Origin of the sequence: Variovorax sp. SPNA7 (assembly GCF_033807855.1) — a bacterium.
In the GTDB taxonomy this organism is placed as follows: domain Bacteria; phylum Pseudomonadota; class Gammaproteobacteria; order Burkholderiales; family Burkholderiaceae_C; genus Variovorax; species Variovorax beijingensis.
Map to the genome: position 1 here is coordinate 2,202,449 of NZ_CP138513.1, position 23,300 is coordinate 2,225,748.

The window sequence follows — 23,300 nt, forward strand, 5'->3', positions numbered from 1 at the left end:
GTTTGCCATGACGCCCATTTTCTATGCGGTGCCGCTGCCGGCTTCAGTGCGCATGCTGCTGGTGCTGGGGCTGTCGATAGCGCTGGCTTCCGGTCTTTCAGCCCCGGTTGGCGCATGGATGGGCTGGAACGAGCTGCTGTTCTCGGCCCTTGCTGAGCTTGCGCTGGGCGCCACGCTCGGCCTTGGGATCCTGCTGGCCTTTGGGGCGTTTTCCATCGCGGGGCAGTTGCTGGACGTCCAACTGGGTTTCGGCATTGCGCAAGTCATCGATCCGGTGACGCAGCGCCCCATTCCGGTGCTGACGTCGGCGTTCAACTACCTGGCGGTGCTGGTGTTCTTTCTTCTCAACGGGCATCACGCGCTGCTGTGGGGCATCAGCTACAGCGTGGAGCGTTTCCCTGTGGGCGCGTCCTGGTCTGTCGGGCATGCGGTGGCCCCGGTGCTGAAGCAGGCGGCGGGTCTCTTCAGCCTGGGTTTTGCGCTGGCGGCACCGGTGGTGTTCTGCATCTTGCTGGTGGAGTTTGCCTTGGGCGTGGTGGGCCGCAACCTGCCGCAGATGAACATGTTCACCATGGGCATTCCGGTGAAGATCCTGGTTGGCCTGGTGGCGCTTTCATTCTGGTTTGCCGGCATCGGCTCCGTCATGACGCGCGCCTATGCGGGCATTGCGTCGACATGGGACGGCATCTTTGTTGCCGCGCCGGCGCCAACGCAGCAGAGGCGCTGATGGCGGAGCAAGACCTCGACCGCAATGAAGCGGCCACGCCCTACAAGCTGCAGCGTGCGCGCGAGCGCGGGCAGGCCGCCAAAAGCACCGACGTGGTGGCCGCGCTGGTTTTTGGGGTGGCGGTGGTCTACCTGACGTGGCGCGGCTTTGGCGCCGTGGCAAGCCAATTCCGTTTCGACCAGGCGCTCCTGATCCACGCGGGCCGCATGGATGCCTCGGGCGTGGGCCTCTGGCCGCTGATCGAGCGCGCGTTGCGCTCCGCATTGACGCTGGCAGCGCCTTTCTTCGCGGCCATCATGCTGGCGGCGATCGTCGGCAACATGATGCAGACGGGGCCGATACTTTCGTTCGAGCCCGTGAAGATGGATTTCAACCGGATCAATCCGGTCAACGGGCTCAAGAAGCTGTTTTCGATGCGCGTGCTGTTCGACACGGCGCGCGCCATCGTCAAGCTGGCCTTGCTGGGCCTGGTGGCCTTTCTTGCGCTGGAGGCCCTGGCCAGCCAGTTCTATGCGCTGGCCTCCTTGTCGCCCGTGGGCTACCTGCGCACGCTGCTGGACGATCTTGCGAGCGTCGGACTGAAGATGGCGCTGGTGCTCACGCTCATTGCACTGCTCGACCTGATGTACACGCGGCGCGAATTCGCAAAAAAGATGCGGATGAGCCAGCGTGAACTCAAGGACGAGGCCAAGCACCGCGAAGGCGACCCCCGCATTCGTGCCCGGTTGCGCGAACTGCGGCGCGAGACGCTGAAGCGAAGCCTTGCATTGCGCCAGACGCGCAATGCCGACGTGCTGATCACCAACCCCACCCATCTTGCCGTGGCGCTCAAGTACGAGCACGGCCGCATGGCGTCGCCCCAGTTGCTGGCAAAGGGAGCGGGGCACATGGCAGCCGCCATGCGCGAGATTGCCGCGCGCCATCGCATCCCGGTGGTTCAAAACCCCCCGCTGGCTCGGCGCCTCTACAAGGAGCTGCCGGTCGATCATTCGGTGCCCCCCGAGCTTTATGCGCAGGTGGCACGCATCATCGTGTGGGTGTTTGCCATGCGCGAACAGCGGCTTGGCCGCGGTACGTCCGCGGAAGGCAACGCATGAACTCGCTCGGACGCGTTCTTGGCAAGCACAGCGACATTGCGCTGGTGCTGCTGGTGCTTGGCGTGCTGGTGGTGCTCTTTGCGCCCATTCCCAGCGGCCTGCTCGACTTTCTGATCCTGAGCAACTTCGGCTTCGCCTTCCTGGTCCTGCTGCTGACCTTCTACATGGCGCGGCCGGTGGAGTTTTCGACCTTTCCGTCGCTGCTCCTGATAGCGACGCTGTTCCGGCTGTCGCTGAACGTGGCGGCCACGCGCCTCATTCTTTCGGACGGCGATGCGGGCCGGGTGATCGGCGCGATTGGCGCGTTCGTGGTGGGTGGCAACTATGTCATCGGCCTGATCGTGTTCCTGATTCTGATCGTGGTGCAGTACGTGGTGGTCACGAGCGGCGCGCAGCGGGTGTCCGAGGTGGCGGCGCGCTTCACGCTCGACAGCATGCCCGGCCAGCAGATGAGCATCGACGCCGACCTGAACATGGGCTTCATCGACCAGGCCGAGGCCCAGCGAAGGCGCAAGAACATCGAGAAGGAAGCCGGCTTCTACGGCGCAATGGATGGTGCGAGCAAGTTCGTGAAGGGCGATGCCATTGCCGGCATCATCATCTTGCTGATCAACATCATCGGCGGGCTGGTGATTGGCGTCATGCAGCACGGCATGCCGTGGGGACAGGCGCTGCAGACCTACACCTTGCTGACCATTGGCGACGGCATCGTGACCCAGGTGCCCGCGCTGGTGATTGCGGTGGGTACCGGCATCATCGTGACGCGCTCGTCTTCCGACGTCAATCTGAGCCGCGAGGCGCTGCGGCAGGTGAGCTCGTTCCCCAAGACGCTGCTTCTGGTTGCCATGGCCCTGGGCGGGCTGCTCTTGCTACCCGGCATTCCGGTGCTGCCTACGCTCGTGCTCGCCATGTGCTTTCTGCTGGCCGCAACCATGCTCTACCGCGCCGCCAAGGCGAAGGAGTCGAATCCCGCTTCGGCCCTGCCTGACGGCGCAGAAGGTTTGCAGCAGGCCGCGGATGGTTCGGCCGCGCAGGCGAGCGACGACCCCTACGCGCAGATGCAGGTCGAGCCCATCGAAGTGCATCTGGGAAGCAACTGGGTGCCGGTGGTCAACCAGCCGGGCAGCGTGTTCATGGAGCGGGTTGCCGCGTTCCGCAAGCAGCATGCGCAGGAGTTCGGCCTGGTGCTGCCGCGCGTGCGTTTCAAGGATTCGGCGCGCCTGTCCGCCGACCGCTACGAGATTCACCTGGACGGCGTGATCGTGGGCAAGGGCGAGGCCCGCGCGGACCGGCTGCTTGCGATTCATCCGGCGGGCGACACCAAGTCGGTGCCCGGCGAGCCCACGCGCGATCCGACCTACGGGCTGCCGGCGCTGTGGATCGAAGAAAGCCAGCGCAGTGCCGCGAGCCAGGCAAGGTACACGCTGGTGGATGCGCCCACGGTGTTCATGACGCATCTCACAGAAATGCTGCGGCGCGAATCGGCCACGCTGCTGACGCGCGCAGAGGTCGACCGGTTGCTGGCGCGCGTGCGGCAGAGCCAGCCCGGCCTGGTCGAAGAGCTGATCCCGACCGTGCTTTCCTCCAGCGACGTACAGAAGGTGCTGCAGAACCTGCTGCGGGAGAAGGTCTCGATCCGCCACATCGAAGCCATTCTGGAGACCCTTGCCGACGCCGGTCGCACCACGCGCGACGCCAACCAGCTGACAGAGATCGTGCGCCAGCGGCTCGGCCATGCCATTTGCCAAGGCTTGCTGGGCGAGTCGACCTCGCTGCAGGTGCTCACGCTCGATCCGGCGGTGGAAAGCCAGTTCCTGCAAAGCATCCACGCGGCCACCGAGGCGGGCGGGGCGCAGCCCTTCGTTCTGGACCCGCGCATGTCCGAGCAGCTGATGAAGCGGCTGATCCAGCAGGCCGAAAGAATGATGAAGAGCAATCTCCTGCCGGTACTGTTGTGCGCGCCCGAACTGCGCCGCCACGTGCGGGCGCTGTCGGAGCGCGTGATGCCGCACCTGCGGGTGCTGTCGATGGCAGAGGTTCCCCACACCATCGAGCTGAAGTCCTTCAGCATCGTCCAACTTTGAGACACCAGAAAGCAAACCCATGAGCGACGTACTCGCCATCAGCCTGAACAGCATGCAGCAGGACATGGCGCGCCTGGAGCGCATCAGCATGAACATGGCCAATGCCACTACGCCGGGCTACAAGCGCGAGGTGGCCAGTTCGCTGCCGGTGGGGGCGGGGGCGTTTTCCGATGCGCTGCGCGAAGCGCGGGCGAGCACCCTGGCTGGAAGAGCGGCGGGGTCTCCCGCAGCGGGCACCTTGCTCGTGCAGACCGATGCGCGGCCGGGCAGCCTCAAGTCGACCGGCCAGAGCCTCGACGTGGCACTGACCGCTGCGGGGTTCTTCGAGGTTTCGACCGACGCCGGCCTGGCCTATACGCGGCAGGGGAGCTGGCAGCTCGATGCGCGCGGGCGCCTTGTCACGGCGCAGGGCCATCCCGTCATGGGCGTGGGCGGCGAAATTGTGCTGACTCGCCCCAACCCCGTCATCGATGCCAGTGGCCAGGTGTTCGAAAGCAAGCCCGGCGGCGGAGCGGAGCCGACGCCGGTGGGGCAGCTCAAGGTGGTTCGCTTCGAGAACACCGACGACTTCCAGCGCATGGGCGGCGGATTGATGCGCACGGAGCAGCAGCCCGCGCAAGTGGCAGAAGCCGATGTCCAGCTTCGCCAGGGCTTTGTAGAGAACTCCAACGTGAGCTCCATGCAGGAAATGGCGCAGCTGATCCAGTCGATGCGGCATTTCGAATCGATGCAGCGCGTGGCGCTGGGCTACGACGAAATGATCGGTGGGGCGGTGCGCAAGCTCGGCGAGCTCTCGTAAGACGTCGCCGCGAGCCCTCTTCAATCTTCAACGGAATACAACCATGTTCGATGCCCTCTACATCAGCGCGACCGGGATGCAGGCCCAGCAGCTCAACGTCGACACCATTGCCAACAACCTGGCAAACGTCAACACCACCGGGTTCAAGAAGAGCAAGGTCGGTTTTTCCGACTTGATGGTCCGCGAGGCGGGCCGCCTTGCGCAAACGCCGCAAGAAGCCGGCATCCTGGGCGCCGAGAGCCGCCTGGGAGCGGGCGTCGGCATCGCGTCGGTATCGAAGCTCTTCGACATGGGCGACCTGAAGAAGACGGAGTCGGCCTTCGATATTGCCATTCAGGGCGAAGGCTTCCTGGAAGTGACCATGCCCGACGGGTCGAGCTCCTTCACGCGCGGCGGCACCTTCAAGGTCAACCGCGATGGGCTGCTTGCAACCTCCGGCGGGTTTCCGCTGAAGTCGAACGTGGCCATTCCGGACAACGCGCAGAACATGCAGATCGACGGTGATGGCCGCGTGCGCGTGCAGGTGGGTGGGCAGAGCACGCCCATCGAGGTGGGCCAGCTCGACCTGGTGCGCTTCACCAGCCCGTCGGCATTGCTGCCCCAGGGCGACAACCTCTACCGGTCGAGCACGGGCTCGGGAGAAGCGATTGCCGCAAAGGCTTCCGAAGATGGCATGGGCAGCTTTGCGCAGGGCTTTCTCGAAGGCTCGAACGTCAAGCTGACGGAAGAAATGGTCAACCTGATGGTGGCCCAGCGCGTGTACGAGGCCAACGTGAAAGTCATGCAGGCGTCGGACGAGATGCTGGGGATGATCAATGGCCTTCGCAAGTAGTTTGCCCGGTTGGATCGCCTCGGCCCTGGGGGCGGCGGCAATGTCGACGCTGGCGGTTGCAGGGCCTTCGCCCGACTGGGGCGCCGCGTCTGCGAGCGAGCCGTCGGTCTCCATCGAGCTGCGGCCGCTGGTCCGCGTCGAACGCACCAGCGTGCGGCTGGGCGACATCGCGTTTCTTACGTCGCGCGACCTGCCCACGCTGCGCCGCCTGATGGCGCTGCCCATCGGAACGGCCCCGCGGGCGGGGTCGCCGGTCACGCTCGACCGCGACACCATCGTGCGCTGGGTCGAGGCCCGAAGCGGCCTGCTGTCGGTGGATGGCGCCTTCGGCATCCGTTGGGGCGGTGCGAGCGAGACCGCCATCGAGACCGCCGCGCAGGAAGTGCCCGGCGAAGCCGTGGTCGAGGCCGCGCGCTCGGTGCTTGTCGGCTGGCTGTCGCAGCGCAGCGTGCGCGCCGAAGTGCAGCCGGTGTCTTCGGCCCGCGACCTGGTCCTGCCCGCGGGCGTGCCGGTGCTGCGCGTGCGGCCGCTGGCCAGCCAGTCGCAGCCATCGAGGCGCATGCTTGTGTGGGTCGATGCCTGGGTGGACGAGCGTTTTGTGCGCACTACCGCCGTGACCTTCGAGGTCAATGCCTGGGCGCCGCTTCCGGTTGCCACGGAAAGCATGAGAAGCGGCTCCCAGGTCGATGCGGTGTTGCTGCGCGGCGCCACCGAGTCGCGCGAAGTCGACCTCACGAACATCAGGCACGGCACGCCCGTGTCTTCCAGTGCCGAGCTCGACGCGGGACGGCAGCGCTTGCGCAGGCCGCTGAAGTCCGGCGAGGTGCTGACCCATGCGCATCTGGAGCCAGCGCCCGCGGTGGTGCGCGGAAACTGGGCGCATCTTCAGGCCGGCAGCGGTGCCGTATCGGTCGAGAGCCGCGTCGAGGTTCTGCAGGATGGCCGCACCGGCCAACTCGTTCGCGTCAAGGTTCCGGGCTCGAGCGGCGAGGTGATGGCGCGGGTCACCGGGCCTGGGCAGGTCGAGGTGCAACCATGACGTGCAGGCATCTTCAATTCCCTCGCGCGGCCTTGGCGGCGCTGGCTGCCGGCGCGGCATTGCTCTGCGCGGCGCCGGCCATGGCCGAAAGCCTCTTCCAGGAGAACAGCTTTCGCCCGCTGACGGCGGACAACAAGGCATTCCGGGTGGGCGACTCGCTCACGGTCCAGGTGTTCGAGAACTCGTCCGCCTCGACCAGCGCCAACACCGGCACGCGGCGCGCCAACGACATCAACGGCTCGGTCACGCAGACGGGCAACCGGGTCGTGGGGCAGCTGGGCATCGGCGTCACGGGCGAATTCGACGGCGGCGGGCGCACCCAGCGCGCCAACAAGCTGCTGGCGACGCTGACCGTCACGGTCAAGGAAGTGCTGGCCAACAACGAGCTGCGCGTTGCCGGCGAGCAATTGCTCACGGTGAACGACGAGCTGCAAAAGGTCAACCTGGAAGGCCGTGTCCGCCCGCAGGACATTTCCGATGGAAACGTCGTGCTCTCCACGAGGCTCGCCGACGCCCGCATCACCTACGTGGGCGAGGGCGATGTGGCCGACCGCGCACGCCGCAGCGCATGGCGGCGGATCTTTGACTGGCTGGGACTGTGATGACCCCGATGACTTCTTTGGCGCCGATCCGCCTGCTTTGCTGCGCGCTGGTGGCTGTTCTGCTGGGCATCGGCTGGCCGGGGGCGCATGCGGCCTCGTCCGACGCTGTTCGCGTGAAGGACCTCGGCAAGCTCAAGGGCTGGCGCGACAACGCGCTTTTCGGCACCGGCATCGTGACCGGCCTTGCCGGAACAGGCGACTCGCCCTCCAACCGCACCACGCGCCAATCGCTGGCCAACGTGCTGTCGCAGTTCAATCTGACAATCGCGCCGGAGGCCGTGCAGAGCCGAAACGTTGCCGTGGTGATGGTGAGCGCCGCATTGCCGACCTTTGCCCGGGAGGGCGACACGCTCGACGTGACCGTGAGTTCCGCCGGCGACGCGCGCAGCCTGGTGGGCGGCACGCTGCTGATCACGGCGCTGAAGGGCGCCAACGGCCGCGTCTACGCGCTGGCCCAGGGCGGCCTTTCGGTGGGGGGCTACCGCTACGACGCCAACGGCAACGTGGTTCAGAAGAACCATCCCACTGCCGGTTCCATTCCCAACGGCGCCACGGTGGAGGTTGGGCTGAATGCCGAGATGCTCGATGAACGGCAGAGCGTGACCTTCGTCCTGTCCGAGCCCGACTACACCACGGCAAGCCGGGTTGCCGCAGCCATCAACACCCAGCTGGGCAGCGGCATGGCAAAGGCTCGCGATGCCTCGGGCATCGAGATCGCAGTGCCGCCGGCGCAGCGCGATGAACTGGTGACCTTGTTCACGCGCATCGAGAACGTGACAGTCGAACCCGACCGGCGCGCCAAGGTGGTGATCAACGAACGCACCGGCACGGTGGTTTCCGGCGGCGACGTGCGGATATCGAAGGTGGCCATCTCGCACGGCGACATCAAGATCGCGATATCGACCCAGAACACGGCCTCGCAGCCTTTCAACATCTTGAACGGCGGGCCGGACATCCGAACGGCCATCGTCACCAATACGCGCGTCGATGTCGAAGAATCCAACGGGACCGGCTTCGTGGCCGGGAGCAACACCGTGTCGGACCTCGTGCAGTCGCTGGCCCGCATGAAGACCAGCACACGCGACGTCATTTCCATCCTGCGTGCGGTCAAGGCCGCGGGCGCCCTGCACGGCGAGCTCGTCGTGCAGTGATGGTCCTGGCGCTGTAACTCTTACCACCCCTTCACCAAGCATCCGGAGACGAGGCATGACAGACGGAATCGAAGCCGTGACCCGATCGGCGCTGGCCATGGCGCTGGACGCCGCAAGCCTGCGCCAGCAGGCGATCGCGACCAATATCGCGAATGCAAACGCCGTTGGCTATGTGCCGCAGCGCGTGAGCTTCGAAGACCAGCTTGCCGATGCACGAAGCGGCCTGGCGCAATCGGGCCGGCTCGACGCATTCGCGCTGAGCCAGGTCCGCCCGCGCATCGAGCCGGCCGCGGACGACCTGGGCGTTCCTGCGCAGGTGCAGCTCGACGCCGAAGCCGCGGACATGGCGCGCAACGCCGTGCATTACCAGGCGCTGGTCAAGGGCCTGTCGCGGCATTTCGCAATTCTTTCAATGGCCGCCGGCGACGGCAGGAAATAGCCATGGACTACAGCCAATCCTTCGCCATCAGCGCTGTCGGCATGAACATCGAGCGCACCCGCGTCGATGTCGCCGCGCTCAACCTGGCCAATGCCAACACCGTGCAGGGTGTCGGCGGCAGCAGCTATCAACCGCTGCGCGTGATTGCCGAAGCCCGGTCACCGGGCATCGAGGGCGCCGCCGCATTCGGCGCGCTCGTCAGCCAGGGGCTGGATGCGGCGGATGCCGCGCAAGGCAGCCCGCTGGTGCGCGTCGTGCCAACGAACGCGGCGCCGCGGCTCGTCTACGAACCCGGGCATCCGCTGGCCAACGAGAGCGGATACGTTGCATACGCGGCGGTCGATACGGCCACCGAAATGGTCAGCATGATGAGCGCAACGCGTGCCTACGAGGCAAACGTCTCGGCCATGAACACCGCGCGCACGCTGGCGCTCAGGGCGCTGGACATCGGGAGCAACGCGTGACGGATTTCTTGCCCATCGAGGCCTTGTCCTCACTGTCGGCGCAGGCGCAATCGCTGGTGGCGGCGGCCCAATCGCAATCGGTCGCGGGCGCCGTGCCGGGCATGCCGGCAGGCGCCTCCAGCCCCACGGGCGCATCTGCTGCCGGTTCCTTCGGGCAGATGGTGTCCGACGGCATCTCACAGGTGAATAGCAAGCTCATCTCGAACCAGGTCGACCTGCAGAAGCTCGCGCTCGGCGATGCGCAGAACCTGCACCAGCTCATGATCAATCTCGAGGAAAGCCGCGTGTCCTTCCAGATGATGATGCAGGTGCGCAGCCGCCTGCTCGAGGCCTACCAAGACATCATGAAGATGCCGATATGAACTTCTGGCAAGGATTGACGCAGCGCGCGCGCATTGGCCTGGTCGGAGGCGTGCTGGCCATTGTGCTGGCCATGTCGGCCGCGGCATGGTGGGTGTTCCACACCGAATACCAGGTGCTGTTCGCGGACCTGAAGCCGCAGGATGCACAGGCCATGACCACGGAGCTCGACCGGCTCAAGATTCCCTACCGCCTGGGCGACAGCGGCACGTCCATCCTGGTGGACAAGGCCACCGTGCACGCCACCCGCATCAAGCTGATGGGCAAGGAGCTTCCGCTGCAGGGCACGGTCGGCCTCGAGTTGTTCAACAACACCGATTTCGGCATGACCGAGTTCGCGCAGAAGATCAACTACCAGCGCGCGCTGCAGGGCGAACTCACCCGCACGATCCAGTCGCTGTCGCAAGTGCGCGAGGTGCGCGTGCTGCTGGCCTTGCCCGAGCAGGGCTTGTTCAAGCAGGCGACATCGAAGGCCAAGGCATCGATCACGCTGACCCTGCGCCAAGGGCAGACGCTGCGCGCCGAGCAGGTGACCGGTGTCCAGCGCCTGGTGGCGGCTGCGGTGCCGGGCATGGCGACGCAGGACGTGACCATTGTCGACAGCCACGGCGTGGCGCTCACCCGGGCGGAAGGCAGCAGCGGCGAACTCGAAACGAGCACCGCGCGGCTCGATCTGAAGCGCGACACCGAGGCCTACCTGTCGCGCAAGGTCGCGGCCGTGCTCGATCGCAGCTTTGGCGCCGGGCAGGCGCTGGCCAGCGTGGACGTGATGCTGAACATGGACCAGATCCGCACGACCACGGAAGACGTGCTGCCTGCGGCCACGCGCTCGGGCCTGCAGTCGACCGGGGTCGTGGTGCGCGAGCGGGAAACGCTGCGCGACGCCGGCGTTGCGCTCGACGCCAGGGCCAGCGACGTTGGCGGACCGCGCAGCGGCAGTGCGCAGCGCGATGTCGAATACGCGGTAGGCCGGCGCGTGGAGCAGGTGGTCAGCCAGCCGGGGTCGATCCGGCGCATCCAGGTGGTTGCCGTCGTGCGCAAGACGCTGGACGCCGCGCAGGAAGACCAGCTGCGCAAGGTGATTGCCGCCGCGGCCGGTGCATCGATCGAGCGCGGAGACACGATCGTCGTGCAATCCCTGGCCGGCGGCGCCATGCTGGCGCCTGATGCCGCCGCGGGCGCAGCGGCCGGATCGCACGCAGCGCTGGCGCCCGAGGAATCGGACGAAGCGCCGGTTTCAGCCAATTCGCTGGACAAGGCCAGTCCAACACCCGTGCAGTGGCTGCTGGGCGGCGCCTTGATTGCAATGCTGGCCGTGTGGCTGCTTCGCGCCGGGCGGCGTGGTGCGGCGGTGCGTGAAGCGTCTCAACGAGCAGCGCCGCTTTCGGAGGCCGAACGCGCGGCGGCGTTGCGCCGGGTGCGCGACTGGATGCGCGAGCCGGCGTCCTCCGCACCTGCCAGAAACCCCGCGGCACCCGGCCAAGCCGGAGCGAGGAGGCCCAGTTGATGATTCTCCGGCACGGTCCGCTGTTGAACGGGGAAGAGGGCATGGGCTTGCCCGAAACCGGCGGCGCGCGCCATGCGGCGCTGCTGCTGCACGCCATGGCGCCCGCCGATCGGGCGTGGATGCTCGACGCCTTGGCGCCGTCGGAGCGGGAAGGCCTGCTCGGGCTGCTGGCGGAACTGGAGGCCCTGGGCATGGAGCGGGACGCCTCGCTCATCGCGGAAGCCACGGCAGGTGCACCGCAGCCGCAGCCGCTGTCGCTGCCGTTGTCGGACGAGGCAATGCTGCTGGCACTCGAGGGATCGCAGGTGCATGGGCTGGTCGAGTGTTTGCGCGCCGAGCCACCCGGCTTGATCGCGCGCTGGCTGCATCTGGCCGATTGGCCGTGGCGGGAAGAGTTGCTGGCCGCGCTGGAGCCGGCGCAGCGGCGTCGCGTCGATGCCGCCCTGTCGGCCATGAGTGCCGAAGACTCGACGCCGCCAGCCATGCGCGCTGCCTTGATCGAAGCGGTCGCAACGCAGGTGCGCGGGCCTGCCGCCGCTCGCGGGCCTGCGGGAAGGCCGTGGCGAAAGCTGAAGCATTCGTTCGACCGGCTGTTCCGCGGCCGCGGGGCGGCGCATTGGAGAGCCGGCACGTGACCGACAAGATGCCGCCGCAACCGGCTTCGGTGACCGAGCCCGTCGCCGGCGCGCCCGCGCGGCCGAGCGTGGTGTTGCGCGACGTCGTCATGCAGGGGCAGGTTGCGCTGGCGCGGCCGCGCAGCCGGGGACCGAACGTGCAGCCGTTGCAGGTACGGGCTCCGGCGCCGAACCTGGCGTCGGTTCAACCTGCGCGCAATTCGGAAGAGGGGGACGCAGCCGCCGCAGGGCACGGGCTCGCCCAGGCCAATGCCGCCACGATGGCAGTGCAACCCGGCGATGAAGCCCGGCGCGGCTACGAAGAAGGGCTTGCCAAGGGCATCGCGGAGGGACGCGCACGCAGCGCAGAAGAGGCTCGGCAACTGGCTACGCAGACGGCCGAGAAGGCAGAGCGGGAACTGCGCGAGCATGCCGATCGGCTGACGCAGGACCTGAAGCAGCAAGCCCAGTCGGCCTACCAGGCGCGTGTTCAGACGCTGGACAAGCTGATCGCCGCGCTGCCGCCGCAGATCGAAGCGCGCCTGGCGGCTGCGCAGGAAGACATGCTGGCGCTCTGCTTCGAGGCCGTCTGCCGGATGCTGGGCGAGCGCGCCGCAATGCCCGAGGCGGTGCAGGCGCACCTGGAGCATGCCGTCGGCGGGCTGCGCAGCCGGCGGTTGGTGGCGGTGCATCTGCACCCTGATGATCTCGCGGCGCTCCAGAAGGCGCAGGGCGATGCGCCGTCCGCCCGTTGGGGCAGCGAGGACGTGCAATGGATCGCCAGCCCGGACATCGCGCTGGGCGGATGCGTGCTGCAGTCGCCCGAAGGCGGGCTCGATGCCAGGTTCGAAACCCAGCTGCATGCGCTGCGGGACCTGCTGCTTCAATCCCGCGCGTCGCTGCGCTCGCAGGGCGCCTGAGATGAACGTGCTCGCCGCGAGCCGCAAGGCACTCCAGAAGACCGATCTGCGTCGCCGCATCGGCTGGGTGCGCGAGATGCAGGGCCTGGCCATCGATGCGCTCGGGCCCGATGCCGCCGTGGGCGAGCTGTGCCGGATCATGGTGCGCTCGCATGGCGGGCCGGCAGAAGGCGGCGCAGCGCCGGCCAGTGTGCTGGCCGAGGTGGTGGGCCTGAAGCCCGGCCGGGTCACGCTGATGCCCTACGGGCCGGTGGAAGGCATTGCGGCAGGGTGCGAAGTGCATGCGCTCGGTGCCGATTCGCAAATAGGCGTGGGTCCCGCCATGCTCGGCCGCGTGATCGACGGTTTTGGCGAACCGCTCGACGGCTTGCCCAAGCCCGTTGCAACCCAGCGCCGGCCGCTCAAGGCGGCGCCGATCAACCCGATGCAGCGCCCGCCGATCCGGCGCATCCTGGAAACAGGGGTTCGTGCCATCGACGGACTCTTGACGTTGGGGCAGGGCCAGCGCATCGGCATCTTTGCGGGAAGCGGCGTCGGCAAGAGCACGCTGCTGGGCCTGCTGGCGCGTCATGTCAAGGCGCAGGGCGGCGCCGATGGAAGCGGCGGCATCAACGTGATCGCGCTCATCGGCGAGCGCGGCCGCGAGGTGCGCGAGTTCATCGAGAAGCAGCTCGGACCGGAAGGCCTCGCGCGTTCGGTGGTCGTGGTGGCAACCTCCGACCAGCCCGCGCTGGCCCGGCTGCGCGCGGCCTATGCGGCGCTCTCCATCGCGGAGTATTTTCGCGACGAGGGCCGAAACGTGCTGCTCACCATGGATTCGATCACCCGCTTTGCCATGGCACGGCGCGAAGTGGGGCTCTCGGCCGGCGAGCCGCCGACCGCACGCGGCTATACGCCCTCGGTGTTCGCCGAACTGCCGGAGCTTTGCGAGCGTTGCGGCATGGCGCCAGGCGGCGGTTCGATCACCGCGCTGCTCACCGTGCTGGTCGAGGGCGACGACCTCAACGAGCCGGTATCGGACGCACTGCGCGCCATTCTCGACGGACACATCGTGCTGTCGCGGCAACTGGCGCACCGCGGGCACTACCCGGCCATCGACGTGCTCAAGAGCGTAAGCCGCCTCATGCCCGAACTGGCGGACGAGGCCCAGCGCTCGCTGGCAGTGGCGGCAATGCAGCACCTGGCCGTGCTGGAGCGCAACCGCCAGATGATCGACATCGGTGCCTACGAGAAGGGCGCCAATGCCGAACTCGACCGCGCCATCGACACCGAGCCCGGGCTCCAGGCATGGCTGCGGCAAAGCGTGGGTGGCGTGGGCCGCATGGAATCGATCCACGACCTGCGCGCCATCCTGGCTCCGGCTGCCGAAGGCAGAAAACCATGAGTGCCGGCACCACGGCTCCCTCCGCGGCGGTACGCGACGTCGACGTGCGCGGCTTTGTCTATTCGCTCGAGCCGGTTCGCCAGCGGCAGCAGTGGCGGCTCGACAAGTCGATGGCGGAACTCGCGCAGGCCCAGCAGGTGCTGGCCGGCACCGAGGCGCGGATGGCACAGATACTCAAGACGCATGACGAGCAGGCCCGAACGGTCGGCCAGGCGCTGCTCGAGCGCCTCGACCCCGCGGCCCACAGGCGGACCCTGGCGTATCTGGCGCAACTGCGCGGCCAATGGGCGCAACTCGATGCACAGCGCGAGGAACAGCGCCTGGCCCGCGACCGCTTGCGCCGGGAGTGCCTGGAGCAGCAGATGCGCCTCGAGGGGCTGACCCGGCACAAGGAGAATGCATTGACCGAATACGCGGACGAAGTGCGCCAGCGCGCCGGCAACGAGCAGGACCGCGACTGGCTCGCACGGTCGGCTTTCGCACGAGCTGCAACCGGAGCAGGCGAATGACGCCCGCCGACAACATCGCAGCGCCATCCGGCACGGCTTTGCCGGCGCGGCGCAACATGCCGCAGGCAGCCGCAACGGGCGACGAGGCGGCGCAGCGGCAGCTCGCCTGGCAGCGCGAGATGGAACGGGCGCAACTGGCAGGCTGGTTCAAGCCGGGCGCGGTGGACACGCAGGAGGCTTCGGCGCCTGCCAGCAAGAGGCCGCAGCAAAGCGCCCAGGACAAGAGCCGCGAACAGCACCGCGAAAAAAGCCATGGTCCCGCACAGGAAAAAACGCTGCCGCCAGCCCTTGGCGTATCGGTGGCCGCCTTGCGACCGGCGTTGCAGGGCAGCGCGTGGATATCCCTCAACGGCGAAACGGTTGCGGGCCTTCCGGCGCAGGGCACGGCGGCAAGGGCGCTCGCGGAACGGCAACCCGTGCCCGAGTTCGATTCGGCCGCGGAAAGCAGATTGCGCCTCGACGTTCGAACCTTTGAACGCCTGGCGCCGCGTGCCGCTGCGGCTTCTGCGCCGGAGGCCGCCGCTTCCCACGACGAGGCGGCGGATGCCGCAGCAGCGCCTCAGGCGGCAGCCGAAACCTTGCTTGCGCCGCTTCGGCTGCATGAAGAAACGAGGCTGCGCGGGCAGGCCGTCTGGATCGCCATGCGGGCGGACGACCAGACGCTGGTTTCGATGCTGCCGCGGCTGGTGTCCGACCTCGAGCGCGGCATGCGCGAGCGCGGCCAGCGCCTGCACCAGGTGGTGTGCAACGGCCGCCTGGTCTGGCGCGACGGCGTCGCAATGCCGGGTAACAGCCACTCAAGTACGTTCGATTCAATTGACCCCAAGGAGGCGTGATGGCCATCGATGCAATTAGCGGTTCCGCTGCAACCAACCTCCAGGCCAGCAGCCTGGGCATGGAGGATTTCCTCAAGATCCTGCTCACGCAGCTCACCTACCAGGATCCCCTGAAGCCCATGGACAACCAGGAGTTCATGGCGCAAATGGCGCAGTTCACGAGCCTGGAGCAGACGCAGCAGCTCAACAACAAGATCGAAACGCTGATCACCAACCAGGCCGCGCTGCAGTCGGTGGGGCTGATCGGCAAGACGGTCGACGTCAACACGCCGACCGGCGCCGTCACCGGCACGGTGAGCGCGCTTTCGCTGTCGGGCGATGCGCCTCTCCTGACCGTTCGCACGGCCGCAGGCGCCATGCTGGAAAACATCTCGCTGAGCCAGCTCGCGGCGGTGCGCTGAGCACAGCGGCCTCACACTTCGAAGGATGACCCATGCTTGAATCCATCTATGTCGGAATGACCGGACTGCTGGGCTATTCGCGCGGACTGCGCGTCATTGCCAACAACACGGCCAACATCAACACGCCGGGCTTCAAGAGCTCCAGCCTCCAGTTCGCCGACATGTTCTACAGCGGCGGCAATCTGGGCGGCGGCAGCACCAGCCAGAACCGGGACCAGGTCGGCTTTGGCCTCAGCACGGCCGGAACATCGCTGTCGTTCAAGCAGGGCGAGTTGCGCCAGACCGGCAACGACCTGGACATGGCCGTCGATGGCCAGGGCCTGTTTGCGCTGCAGGACGCAAACGGGAAGACCACCTACACGCGGGCCGGCCAGTTCAAGTTCGATGCCGACGGCACGCTGGTGAGCCGGGTCAACGGCGAGAAGGTCATGGGTCTGGACGATCGCGGCGGCCTGGTGGCCATCACCCTGGCGGGCCAGATGATGAGCCTGGGCCGTCCCACGTCCCGCGTGGAGTTCTCGGGCAACTTGTCGAACACGGTCACCGAGCAGACCATCGGCGGCATCGCCGTCGTGGATGCCAGCGGCGCCAGCCACACGCTGACCATGAAGTTCTCGGTCGTCAGTGCGGCAGAGAGCGGCACCACGATGAAGGTCGAGCTCATGGAAGGCACCACGGTCGTGAGTACCGGGCAGATGGTGTTCGTCGGCGGCAAGCCCACGCCCGAGACCGCGAAGATGCAAGCGGCATATGCCCCGGCGGGGCAGCCGCCGATGGCGTTGACGCTGGATTTCAGTTCCGACGTCGTTCTTTTTGCGGGGCAGACCTCTCTCAAGGTCGATTCGCAGGACGGCATCGGCCCGGGCGCGCTGAGCGGCACCACGTTCGATGCCAATGGAAACCTCAGGCTGAGCTATTCGAATGGCTCGACCGTCAAGGGGGCGCGCCTGGCCCTTGCGCGCTTCGATTCGCCTGACGCCGTGGGATCGCTGGGCGACAACCAGTTCGAACAGCTGGACGAGAACGCGTGGCACCTGGGCGTGGCGGGCGAAGGCGCTTTTGGCAATGTCAGCGCCGGGCGGGTCGAGATCTCGAACGTCGACCTGTCGCAGGAATTCAGCGATCTGGTGATCATGCAGCGCGGCTACCAGGCCAGTTCGCAAATCATCTCGACGGCCAACGACATGCTGCAGGAACTGTTCTCGATGAAGAGCAAATGAACGACTCCGCACTTCTCGATCTTGCCGAGTCGGCGCGCAGGGCGCGGCCCCTGCGAAGCTGGCAAGGCAGCCAAAAGGAGGCGCTGCGGCTGCGGCTTGCCGCGCTTCATCGGGCGTGGAGCGACGAGTGGCTTCCCGCGCGCCAGGATTTGCCGGCGGAACCGGAAATCCACGTGGAGGAGCCCGGCCGCACGACCGGCCTGGCGGCGTCGGAAGACATGGCCTGCTGGGCGTTTGCCGCAGCGGAACGCCGCGTGCCTGCGAGCTTGCCGAGCTTCGAGGCTGCGGCAGTTGCCGCGCCCGATGCATCAGCCGCGGCGCTGCGCGCCATTGCCGGCCGCATGTTCGCGTCCGACGCGGGCGCAGCCGCTGGATCGGCACAAGGCACTGCCAGGATCGCCACCGTTGTCGCGCGGGCAGCCTGGGCCGACTGGTTGCGCCGCATCGAAGGCTTGCTGGCGGGATTCGGACTCGAGCCTCAGCAGACCGAAGGCTCGCGCGAAGGCAACACGCTCTCCAATCCCTGGTCCGGCGCGCTCAGCGTGCATTGGCCATGGTGCGGCGGTGTCTGGCGGCTCGGCTTGCCGCATGGTGCTGTTGCAGCCCTGCTCGCAAGCGAGTCGGCGGCAGCCAGGCCGACCCTGCGCTCCGGCGAACACCTGTTGCCGAAAGAGCCCCTGGACCAGGCCCTGGCCGATCGGCGCGTGGCGCTGCGCGTCATGCTCAAAGGGGCCGAGCTCAACCTGGGGCAGCTTCAGGAGCTGCGGGTCGACGACGTGGTTCCGCTCGAGCACCTGCTCGATGCCCCGGCACAGGTGGTCGGCGCAGATGGTGGGCGGGTATGCGACGGCTGGCTTGGGCAAAGCGACGGGCGAATTGCCATCGAACTGGCCGTGTCCGCCCCTTCCGCAGCAGGCTCGGGCCTGCGCATGAACACTCAACAATCGAAGGAAACAAAACAATGACCAAAGCCTTGGAAGGAATCGCCACCGACAACCGTGTCGGCGCATCCACCGGCGCAGTCGAAACGCGCGGCGAGAGCAGGGCGCGCGTTGCGCAAGGCCCGGGCAGCCTGCCCACCGCGCAGATCATCGCGCTGCCGGATCTGCATGCCGGCGCCGAGGGCGATGCCGCCAACCAGGGCGGCGATGCGTCGATCCTCAAGGACTGGAATCCGCTTCACCAGATCAAGGCCCGGCTGCAGGTCTGCGTGGGCGAGGTCAGCCTTTCCGTCGGCGAACTGCTCGGTGCCAAGGAGCACCAGGTGCTGCGGCTCGACCGGGAGATCGATCATCCGGTGGACCTGACCATCGAGGGCAAGGTGGTTGCGCGCGGCCAGCTGGTGGCGGTCGACGGGCACTTTGCGGTTCGCATCACCGAACTGCCGGTGGCGCTGGGCCTGACTTCGGGAAGCTGAGGGATGAATCGAGCGCAGCCGCGGTTTTCCGCGGCCCATCGAGCCGCCGCGTGCCGGTGGGCCCTGGCGTGCCTGGCCATCCTGGCGGGGCTGCTGTGCGGCGTGCCGGCCAGTGCGCAGCAAGGCCAGGGCGGTGCAGCTGCATCGAGCGGCAGCACCAGCTTGCCGTCCAGTATTCCGGTCAAGCGGGATCCGCCGGGCGCGCTGGACTCGGATGCGGGCGAGCGTTGGTGGGTCGCCATTCTTGTGGTGGGCGCAATGCTGGCGTACGGCGTGGTCGCGGTGCGCCGAAAGGCCAGGTCGACGGGAAAGCAAACCGGCACCTGGTGGCCCCGGCTCGGCGGCCTGCTCGATACGGGATCGTCCGCCGAGATTCAACGCGTGTCGAGCACGCACCTGTCGCCGCGCCACAGCCTTCATGTGGTGGTGTGGAACGGCAAGCGCCTGCTGCTGGGGTGCACCGATCAATCCATCCAGGTGCTTGCGGAGTCTCCATCGTCCGTGGCCGGCGATGAGGCCGCGCCATTGGTGCCTGGGGACATTCGATGATGCGCGCGGCACCCCCGTTCGGTCTTCGCATGCCGCGGCTGTGGGGCTTGATTCTTGCCATGGCCCTGCTGGTGTCCGGCCTGATCGGCTGGCCTGCCGGCAACGCCATGGCGCAGACGCCCGAAGAGACGAGTTCCTCGGAGCCTGCGAACCCGCCTGCGCCCGGAACGGCGCCCGAAGCCGCGCCGGAGACCGCGCCTGCGGCAACGGTGCCCTCGACAACCGCGCCGCCCACCTCGGCCTCGCCGCCTTCCGCGCCAAGGCCTGCACCGCCCGCCGCCACGCCAGCGCGGCCCCGGTCCGCGGCACCGGTTGCGCCGCCGGTCGTGGCCGCCGCAACGCCAGCCACCGAAACCGCCCAGGCCCTGCGCGTGGTGCTCGGGCTCACCGTGCTGGCGATCCTGCCGGCGCTGCTGGTCTGCCTTACCAGCTTTCTGCGCATCATCGTCGTGCTGTCGATGCTCCGCCACGCCATCGGCATGAACGAGACGCCGCCCAACACCGTGCTCATCGGCCTCGCGCTTTTTCTGACGCTGTTCACCATGTCCCCGGTGCTGCAGAAGGTCAACCAGGATGCGTTCGAGCCTTTCATGGCTGGCAAGCTCTCGATGCAGGACGGCTATGGCAAGGGCATTGCGCCGCTGCGCGAGTTCATGGTCCGCCAGACGCGCGAGGCCGACCTGGCGCTGATGGTCGAGCTGTCGAAGGCGCCTACGCCCAAGTCGATGGAGGACATCAGCAACGTCCAGCTCATTCCGTCGTTCATGCTGTCGGAACTGCGTGCGGCGTTCCAGATCGGTTTCGTGATCTTTCTGCCGTTCCTCTTGATCGATCTGATCGTATCGAGCATTCTCATGGCGCTCGGCATGATGATGATGCCGCCGACCACCATTGCGCTGCCGCTCAAGATACTGATGTTCATCCTGGTCGATGGCTGGAGCCTCGTGCTCAAGGCCCTGGTGGGCAGCTTTCACTGACGCACACCGTACCGAGCCGCACCGAATCGCGCCATGCCACGCCTGAGTTCCGCACCGCCGCCCGCTGCCCAGCCGTTCTTCGGCCGGGCCGCAGACGCGGCTGCGCCTGCCGAGGCCGTGCCCGCGTCGCCCGACCTCGCGGGCGCACTCTGGGAGCGCTGGCGCAAGGACCGCGACGACGCTGTGCGCGACGAACTCGTCAGGCACTATCTGCCCTATGCGCGAATGATGGCCGCCACCCTCTACGGGCGGCGCACCCACGACGACGTCGAGTTTGACGACTACCTGCAGCTTGCGCGCATCGGCCTCATCGAGGCGATCGACCGCTTCGACCCGGCCCAGGGTGCGCAGTTCAAGACCTTCGCCAACAAGCGCCTGCAAGGCTCGATGCTCAACGGGCTGATCCGCCTCACCGAGAAGAACCAGCAGATCAACGTCAGGATGCGCCTGCGCCAGGAGCGGATGGACGCCATCAAGGAAGCCGCCGCGGACGAGGCGCAAGGAACGGGCGAGAAGTCAGAGGCAGGCGCGGCCACGCCGCCGCGCAGCCCCGACAAGCTCTTCAAGTACCTGGCCGAAGTCGGCATTGGCATTGCGCTGGGCGTGCTGCTCGAAGGCACCGGCATGGTCGACGCCGAGGCGTTCGACGACCACGACCACGCCCGCGCTCCTTCGCCCGAAGTGAGCTACTTCCGCAAGACCGAGATCCTTCAGTTGGGCACCGTGCTGCGCGGCCTGTTGGACCAGCTCAGCGAACAGCAGAAGACGGTCATCGACCAGCACTACCTGAAAGATGTTCCGTTCGACGAAATCGCAACGCTCATGAAAGTCACGCGCGGCCGCGTTTCGCAGCTGCACCGCCAGGGGCTGCTGCGCCTGCGCGAGTTGCTGAGCAAAGATGGACGCCTGGACGTCTCGTGGTGACACGAGCGCCTGGCCCGGACAACCCCATTCATTCCTTCCCATGACAGACACCACCGCAACCACTGCTGCCTCCCCCTCGCTGCGGGACGATCCACGCGTCGTGGCCGCGCTCCGGCGCCTCGACCGGCTCGACGGCTTTCTGCGCGAAGACCCGTCGAACAATGCGCTGCTCATCGATGCCTTCGAAACTGCGCTGTCCTGCGGGGAATGGGAGCGCGCGGAATTTCATCTGCGGCACGCCCAATCGCTGCAGGCCGACCCGCTGGCGTGGCGCCTGCGCGAAGGCGATTTCTGGCTCGCCCAGCAACGCTACGACGAGGCGCTGGCCGTGCTCGAAGCCTTGGCCGGCACGCCCCAGCCGCCGCCAGGTTTTGCAGACGTGCTGCTGCACAACCTGGCCTTCATCGAACTGAGGCGCGGCCGCCATGCGGAATGCGTCACTCGCCTTGCGCCGGTGCTCGAGGCGCAGGCTGCGCCGGCAACGAGCGATGCCCCCGTTGCGGCACGCGCCCTGCAGCAGCTCTGGCTGCGTTCGCTGCATCACGACGGCCAGCTCGGACGCGCAATGGCCTGGACCGCTGGCGCCGAGCAACAGGGGCGGCTCGACCCGCAGGCGGCAGGCATTGCAAGCCTGATCGCCATCGACGCCTCGGACTTTGCCGCCGCCGAGCGCTGGTCGAACGCCAGCCTTGCCGCGGGAACGCCCGCCGAGCAGCCGGTGGAGGCCTTTGTCACCAAGGCCTCGCTGGCGCTGGCCGCACGCGATGCCGCTGGCGCCAGCCAGTTTGCCGATGCCGCCCTGCAGCGCCATCCGGGCGACGGCCGTGCCTGGTCGACGCGCGGGTTTGCCGCCTTGCTGGCGGGCGACCTGAATGGCGCCCACAGCGCGTTCCGGCAGGCGCTGGCCGTCATGGCCCAGCACATCGGCACCTGGCATGGCCTGGGGTGGACGCAGATCCTGCAGGGCGACCTGGCGGGTGCGCGCGAGAGCTTCGAAACCGCGCTGGCGCTCGACCGCAACTTTGCGGAAAGCCACGGCGGCCTCGCGGTCGTGCTGGCCATGCAGTCGCTCCGCACGGAAGCGCAAGAGCACGCCGAGTTCGCATTGCGGCTCGACAAGGCCAACCTGTCGGGACGCTACGCCCAGGCGCTGCTGAGCGGCGAGGTCAAGGATGCGAAGGACGTGCAGCGCTTTGCGCGGCGCTTGATGGGGGGAAGGCCCGGCCCGCTTGGCGGGGACATGGGCGACCTGTTCGCATCGCCCGATGCGCCACCGGAAGCGAATGACTGATTGATTGATTCGCGCGCGGTCGCGATCGCGACCGCGCCGGCCGGAACGCTAGCGCGAGGGGCCTGGCCCAGGCTGCGCATCCGCCAGCAGAAGATCGCCCGCTTCGCGCAAGGCGGCGTGCAGCTCGGCATCGCCTTCCATCCGCTCCAGAACCGCGTCGACCATCTGGTCGAATCCCCTGTCGTCGAGCCGCTCGCGGCCGAACGCCTGCATCAGCACCGATTCGAGGAACAGCCGGAAGGCCTTGCGCTGCCGCTGCGGATCATCTGGCGACAGCGCACGCACGCGCAGGGCCACCATCTGCTGGATCTCTGCGTCGCTGCTGTTCGATGCGGGGGAGGGCGACTGCGGCTGCAGCTTGCCGCCGGCCGTTGTCCGCGCATCGTGGGGCGCTTCGCGCCCGGCCACGCCGCGCTCCCTGGCCTGCGCCTGCGCCCGAAACTGCGCGCCGAACTGCGCACGAATCATCGCAGCGAGTTGCGTCGTTGGATCGATCATGGCCAAGTCCTGCAGATGCGGTGCGGATCAGTCAATGCGCGCGGCCCTGCTGATGGTAGTTGGCCAGCAGCACGTGGTTCGAGGCTTCGTCGTCGGCCGTGCCGGCATCGGGCGCCACGGCGGCGGAACTCTCGACCAGGGCCTTGATGCCAGCCACGACTTTTTCGATATCGCCCGACAGTGCTTCGTTCGTGGTGTTGAGCGCCAGCCCCTGTTCGTAGTGCCGCAGGGCTTCGTCGAAACGGTCTTGCGCAAGGGCCGCAAAGCCATTGACGAAATGCGGCAGGGGATCGGCGGCCGGCAGATCGAGCAGCGGCTGCCAGGTGAGCAGCGCGATGGCTGCGCGGCCGGAGCTGAACTGCAGAAGGCCGAGCTGGTAGCGAGCCATCGGGAAGCCAGGAGCCAGCCGCGTTGCATTGGCAAAGGCGGCCTCGGCCTGCGTCATATCGCCCAGCGCCGCGAGCTCCGCGCCCAGCAGGAATTGGGGCAGGGCGGCGCCCGGGTCGGCAGCGCTTGCCTGCTGGAACAAATCGATGGCTTGCGGGCCGTCGTTGGCCTGGCTTGCTGCCATGGCGCTGGACATCAGGGCATCGAACGAATTCAGTTCTGAGCTTTGCATCGATCGGTCTTCGGTTGGTTGTTGTGCATCGAGCATTCAC

At 67.4% G+C, this 23,300-nt stretch carries 27 protein-coding genes; 25 read left to right on the top strand and 2 right to left on the bottom strand.

Annotated features, from left to right (window positions below):
* Positions 1–7: 7 nt before the first annotated feature.
* Genes RZE77_RS10235 through RZE77_RS10355 form a run of 25 tightly spaced genes read left to right on the top strand, consistent with a single transcriptional unit; the run spans position 8 to position 22,143 of the window.
* A complete protein-coding gene (locus tag RZE77_RS10235) occupies positions 8–727 on the top strand; it encodes a flagellar biosynthetic protein FliR (RefSeq protein WP_319441727.1) in 720 nt (239 codons plus the stop codon).
* Positions 727–1,824, top strand: coding sequence for an EscU/YscU/HrcU family type III secretion system export apparatus switch protein (locus RZE77_RS10240; protein ID WP_319441728.1), 1,098 nt, complete (start codon positions 727–729; stop codon positions 1,822–1,824). Before RZE77_RS10235 ends, RZE77_RS10240 begins: the two co-directional genes overlap by 1 nt.
* Positions 1,821–3,908, top strand: a complete 2,088-nt coding sequence (flhA, locus tag RZE77_RS10245; RefSeq protein WP_319441729.1) for a flagellar biosynthesis protein FlhA — start codon at positions 1,821–1,823, stop codon at positions 3,906–3,908. Before RZE77_RS10240 ends, flhA begins: the two co-directional genes overlap by 4 nt.
* 19 nt (positions 3,909–3,927) lie before the next feature.
* Positions 3,928–4,707 carry a flagellar hook-basal body protein gene (locus RZE77_RS10250; protein ID WP_319441730.1) on the top strand — a complete coding sequence of 260 codons (780 nt, stop codon included), beginning with the start codon at positions 3,928–3,930 and terminating at the stop codon, positions 4,705–4,707.
* A 43-nt stretch (positions 4,708–4,750) separates the two neighbouring features.
* Positions 4,751–5,539: a flagellar basal-body rod protein FlgG gene (gene flgG, locus RZE77_RS10255; RefSeq protein WP_012747377.1), complete on the top strand. Its 789-nt coding sequence runs from the start codon at positions 4,751–4,753 to the stop codon at positions 5,537–5,539.
* On the top strand, positions 5,523–6,578 hold the full coding sequence (gene flgA, locus RZE77_RS10260) for a flagellar basal body P-ring formation chaperone FlgA (protein ID WP_319441731.1): 1,056 nt from the start codon (positions 5,523–5,525) through the stop codon (positions 6,576–6,578). Before flgG ends, flgA begins: the two co-directional genes overlap by 17 nt.
* Positions 6,575–7,180: a flagellar basal body L-ring protein FlgH gene (locus tag RZE77_RS10265; protein ID WP_319441732.1), complete on the top strand. Its 606-nt coding sequence runs from the start codon at positions 6,575–6,577 to the stop codon at positions 7,178–7,180. The genes flgA and RZE77_RS10265 overlap by 4 nt, the downstream gene beginning before the upstream one ends.
* Positions 7,181–7,188: 8 nt before the next feature.
* Positions 7,189–8,331 (top strand): flagellar basal body P-ring protein FlgI, encoded by a 1,143-nt coding sequence (locus RZE77_RS10270; RefSeq protein ID WP_319441733.1) that lies wholly within the window; start codon positions 7,189–7,191, stop codon positions 8,329–8,331.
* Between the two features lie 55 nt (positions 8,332–8,386).
* The gene (locus RZE77_RS10275; protein WP_319441734.1) at positions 8,387–8,770 is read left to right on the top strand and encodes a flagellar basal body rod protein FlgB; all 384 of its coding nucleotides are present in this window, start codon (positions 8,387–8,389) and stop codon (positions 8,768–8,770) included.
* 2 nt (positions 8,771–8,772) lie between these two features.
* Positions 8,773–9,234 (top strand): flagellar basal body rod protein FlgC, encoded by a 462-nt coding sequence (gene flgC / locus RZE77_RS10280; RefSeq protein WP_319441735.1) that lies wholly within the window; start codon positions 8,773–8,775, stop codon positions 9,232–9,234.
* Positions 9,231–9,596 carry a flagellar hook-basal body complex protein FliE gene (gene fliE, locus RZE77_RS10285; RefSeq protein WP_319441736.1) on the top strand — a complete coding sequence of 122 codons (366 nt, stop codon included), beginning with the start codon at positions 9,231–9,233 and terminating at the stop codon, positions 9,594–9,596. Before flgC ends, fliE begins: the two co-directional genes overlap by 4 nt.
* The gene (gene fliF, locus RZE77_RS10290) at positions 9,593–11,101 is read left to right on the top strand and encodes a flagellar basal-body MS-ring/collar protein FliF (RefSeq protein WP_319441737.1); all 1,509 of its coding nucleotides are present in this window, start codon (positions 9,593–9,595) and stop codon (positions 11,099–11,101) included. The genes fliE and fliF overlap by 4 nt, the downstream gene beginning before the upstream one ends.
* The gene (locus tag RZE77_RS10295) at positions 11,101–11,736 is read left to right on the top strand and encodes a hypothetical protein (RefSeq protein ID WP_319441738.1); all 636 of its coding nucleotides are present in this window, start codon (positions 11,101–11,103) and stop codon (positions 11,734–11,736) included. The genes fliF and RZE77_RS10295 overlap by 1 nt, the downstream gene beginning before the upstream one ends.
* A complete protein-coding gene (locus tag RZE77_RS10300) occupies positions 11,733–12,635 on the top strand; it encodes a FliH/SctL family protein (RefSeq protein ID WP_319441739.1) in 903 nt (300 codons plus the stop codon). Before RZE77_RS10295 ends, RZE77_RS10300 begins: the two co-directional genes overlap by 4 nt.
* A 1-nt stretch (position 12,636) precedes the next feature.
* Positions 12,637–14,019: a FliI/YscN family ATPase gene (locus tag RZE77_RS10305; RefSeq protein ID WP_319441740.1), complete on the top strand. Its 1,383-nt coding sequence runs from the start codon at positions 12,637–12,639 to the stop codon at positions 14,017–14,019.
* A complete protein-coding gene (locus RZE77_RS10310; protein ID WP_319441741.1) occupies positions 14,016–14,528 on the top strand; it encodes a hypothetical protein in 513 nt (170 codons plus the stop codon). The genes RZE77_RS10305 and RZE77_RS10310 overlap by 4 nt, the downstream gene beginning before the upstream one ends.
* The gene (locus tag RZE77_RS10315; RefSeq protein ID WP_319441742.1) at positions 14,525–15,364 is read left to right on the top strand and encodes a hypothetical protein; all 840 of its coding nucleotides are present in this window, start codon (positions 14,525–14,527) and stop codon (positions 15,362–15,364) included. Before RZE77_RS10310 ends, RZE77_RS10315 begins: the two co-directional genes overlap by 4 nt.
* Positions 15,364–15,765: a flagellar hook assembly protein FlgD gene (locus RZE77_RS10320; RefSeq protein ID WP_125964951.1), complete on the top strand. Its 402-nt coding sequence runs from the start codon at positions 15,364–15,366 to the stop codon at positions 15,763–15,765. Before RZE77_RS10315 ends, RZE77_RS10320 begins: the two co-directional genes overlap by 1 nt.
* A 32-nt stretch (positions 15,766–15,797) precedes the next feature.
* The gene (locus RZE77_RS10325; RefSeq protein ID WP_319441743.1) at positions 15,798–16,985 is read left to right on the top strand and encodes a flagellar hook protein FlgE; all 1,188 of its coding nucleotides are present in this window, start codon (positions 15,798–15,800) and stop codon (positions 16,983–16,985) included.
* The gene (locus RZE77_RS10330; RefSeq protein WP_319441744.1) at positions 16,982–17,950 is read left to right on the top strand and encodes a FliM/FliN family flagellar motor C-terminal domain-containing protein; all 969 of its coding nucleotides are present in this window, start codon (positions 16,982–16,984) and stop codon (positions 17,948–17,950) included. Before RZE77_RS10325 ends, RZE77_RS10330 begins: the two co-directional genes overlap by 4 nt.
* Positions 17,947–18,402 carry a FliM/FliN family flagellar motor switch protein gene (locus tag RZE77_RS10335; protein ID WP_319441745.1) on the top strand — a complete coding sequence of 152 codons (456 nt, stop codon included), beginning with the start codon at positions 17,947–17,949 and terminating at the stop codon, positions 18,400–18,402. Before RZE77_RS10330 ends, RZE77_RS10335 begins: the two co-directional genes overlap by 4 nt.
* A gap of 3 nt (positions 18,403–18,405) precedes the next feature.
* Positions 18,406–18,951, top strand: coding sequence for a flagellar biosynthetic protein FliO (locus RZE77_RS10340; RefSeq protein ID WP_319441746.1), 546 nt, complete (start codon positions 18,406–18,408; stop codon positions 18,949–18,951).
* A complete protein-coding gene (fliP, locus tag RZE77_RS10345; RefSeq protein ID WP_319441747.1) occupies positions 18,948–19,928 on the top strand; it encodes a flagellar type III secretion system pore protein FliP in 981 nt (326 codons plus the stop codon). Before RZE77_RS10340 ends, fliP begins: the two co-directional genes overlap by 4 nt.
* A gap of 33 nt (positions 19,929–19,961) precedes the next feature.
* Positions 19,962–20,852: a sigma-70 family RNA polymerase sigma factor gene (locus RZE77_RS10350; RefSeq protein ID WP_319441748.1), complete on the top strand. Its 891-nt coding sequence runs from the start codon at positions 19,962–19,964 to the stop codon at positions 20,850–20,852.
* Between the two features lie 40 nt (positions 20,853–20,892).
* Entirely contained in the window at positions 20,893–22,143 is a 1,251-nt protein-coding gene (locus tag RZE77_RS10355; protein WP_319441749.1) for a tetratricopeptide repeat protein, read from the top strand.
* Between the two features lie 48 nt (positions 22,144–22,191).
* Here the strand turns inward: RZE77_RS10355 and RZE77_RS10360 are convergent, their stop codons facing one another.
* On the bottom strand, positions 22,192–22,641 hold the full coding sequence (locus RZE77_RS10360; RefSeq protein WP_125964944.1) for a hypothetical protein: 450 nt from the start codon (positions 22,639–22,641) through the stop codon (positions 22,192–22,194).
* Positions 22,642–22,672: 31 nt separating this feature from the next.
* Positions 22,673–23,260 (bottom strand): tetratricopeptide repeat protein, encoded by a 588-nt coding sequence (locus RZE77_RS10365; RefSeq protein WP_319441750.1) that lies wholly within the window; start codon positions 23,258–23,260, stop codon positions 22,673–22,675.
* Positions 23,261–23,300: the final 40 nt, after the last annotated feature.

What these genes read in the sequence shown, in the direction of transcription:
- RZE77_RS10235 (WP_319441727.1), top strand. Translation starts at nt 8, where the DNA reads ATGACGCCCATTTTCTATGCGGTGCCGCTGCCGGCTTCAGTGCGCATG.
- RZE77_RS10240 (WP_319441728.1), top strand. Translation starts at nt 727, where the DNA reads ATGGCGGAGCAAGACCTCGACCGCAATGAAGCGGCCACGCCCTACAAG.
- flhA (WP_319441729.1), top strand. Translation starts at nt 1,821, where the DNA reads ATGAACTCGCTCGGACGCGTTCTTGGCAAGCACAGCGACATTGCGCTG.
- RZE77_RS10250 (WP_319441730.1), top strand. Translation starts at nt 3,928, where the DNA reads ATGAGCGACGTACTCGCCATCAGCCTGAACAGCATGCAGCAGGACATG.
- flgG (WP_012747377.1), top strand. Translation starts at nt 4,751, where the DNA reads ATGTTCGATGCCCTCTACATCAGCGCGACCGGGATGCAGGCCCAGCAG.
- flgA (WP_319441731.1), top strand. Translation starts at nt 5,523, where the DNA reads ATGGCCTTCGCAAGTAGTTTGCCCGGTTGGATCGCCTCGGCCCTGGGG.
- RZE77_RS10265 (WP_319441732.1), top strand. Translation starts at nt 6,575, where the DNA reads ATGACGTGCAGGCATCTTCAATTCCCTCGCGCGGCCTTGGCGGCGCTG.
- RZE77_RS10270 (WP_319441733.1), top strand. Translation starts at nt 7,189, where the DNA reads ATGACTTCTTTGGCGCCGATCCGCCTGCTTTGCTGCGCGCTGGTGGCT.
- RZE77_RS10275 (WP_319441734.1), top strand. Translation starts at nt 8,387, where the DNA reads ATGACAGACGGAATCGAAGCCGTGACCCGATCGGCGCTGGCCATGGCG.
- flgC (WP_319441735.1), top strand. Translation starts at nt 8,773, where the DNA reads ATGGACTACAGCCAATCCTTCGCCATCAGCGCTGTCGGCATGAACATC.
- fliF (WP_319441737.1), top strand. Translation starts at nt 9,593, where the DNA reads ATGAACTTCTGGCAAGGATTGACGCAGCGCGCGCGCATTGGCCTGGTC.
- RZE77_RS10295 (WP_319441738.1), top strand. Translation starts at nt 11,101, where the DNA reads ATGATTCTCCGGCACGGTCCGCTGTTGAACGGGGAAGAGGGCATGGGC.
- RZE77_RS10305 (WP_319441740.1), top strand. Translation starts at nt 12,637, where the DNA reads ATGAACGTGCTCGCCGCGAGCCGCAAGGCACTCCAGAAGACCGATCTG.
- RZE77_RS10310 (WP_319441741.1), top strand. Translation starts at nt 14,016, where the DNA reads ATGAGTGCCGGCACCACGGCTCCCTCCGCGGCGGTACGCGACGTCGAC.
- RZE77_RS10315 (WP_319441742.1), top strand. Translation starts at nt 14,525, where the DNA reads ATGACGCCCGCCGACAACATCGCAGCGCCATCCGGCACGGCTTTGCCG.
- RZE77_RS10320 (WP_125964951.1), top strand. Translation starts at nt 15,364, where the DNA reads ATGGCCATCGATGCAATTAGCGGTTCCGCTGCAACCAACCTCCAGGCC.
- RZE77_RS10325 (WP_319441743.1), top strand. Translation starts at nt 15,798, where the DNA reads ATGCTTGAATCCATCTATGTCGGAATGACCGGACTGCTGGGCTATTCG.
- RZE77_RS10330 (WP_319441744.1), top strand. Translation starts at nt 16,982, where the DNA reads ATGAACGACTCCGCACTTCTCGATCTTGCCGAGTCGGCGCGCAGGGCG.
- RZE77_RS10335 (WP_319441745.1), top strand. Translation starts at nt 17,947, where the DNA reads ATGACCAAAGCCTTGGAAGGAATCGCCACCGACAACCGTGTCGGCGCA.
- RZE77_RS10340 (WP_319441746.1), top strand. Translation starts at nt 18,406, where the DNA reads ATGAATCGAGCGCAGCCGCGGTTTTCCGCGGCCCATCGAGCCGCCGCG.
- fliP (WP_319441747.1), top strand. Translation starts at nt 18,948, where the DNA reads ATGATGCGCGCGGCACCCCCGTTCGGTCTTCGCATGCCGCGGCTGTGG.
- RZE77_RS10350 (WP_319441748.1), top strand. Translation starts at nt 19,962, where the DNA reads ATGCCACGCCTGAGTTCCGCACCGCCGCCCGCTGCCCAGCCGTTCTTC.
- RZE77_RS10355 (WP_319441749.1), top strand. Translation starts at nt 20,893, where the DNA reads ATGACAGACACCACCGCAACCACTGCTGCCTCCCCCTCGCTGCGGGAC.
- RZE77_RS10360 (WP_125964944.1), bottom strand. Translation starts at nt 22,641, where the DNA reads ATGATCGATCCAACGACGCAACTCGCTGCGATGATTCGTGCGCAGTTC.
- RZE77_RS10365 (WP_319441750.1), bottom strand. Translation starts at nt 23,260, where the DNA reads ATGCAAAGCTCAGAACTGAATTCGTTCGATGCCCTGATGTCCAGCGCC.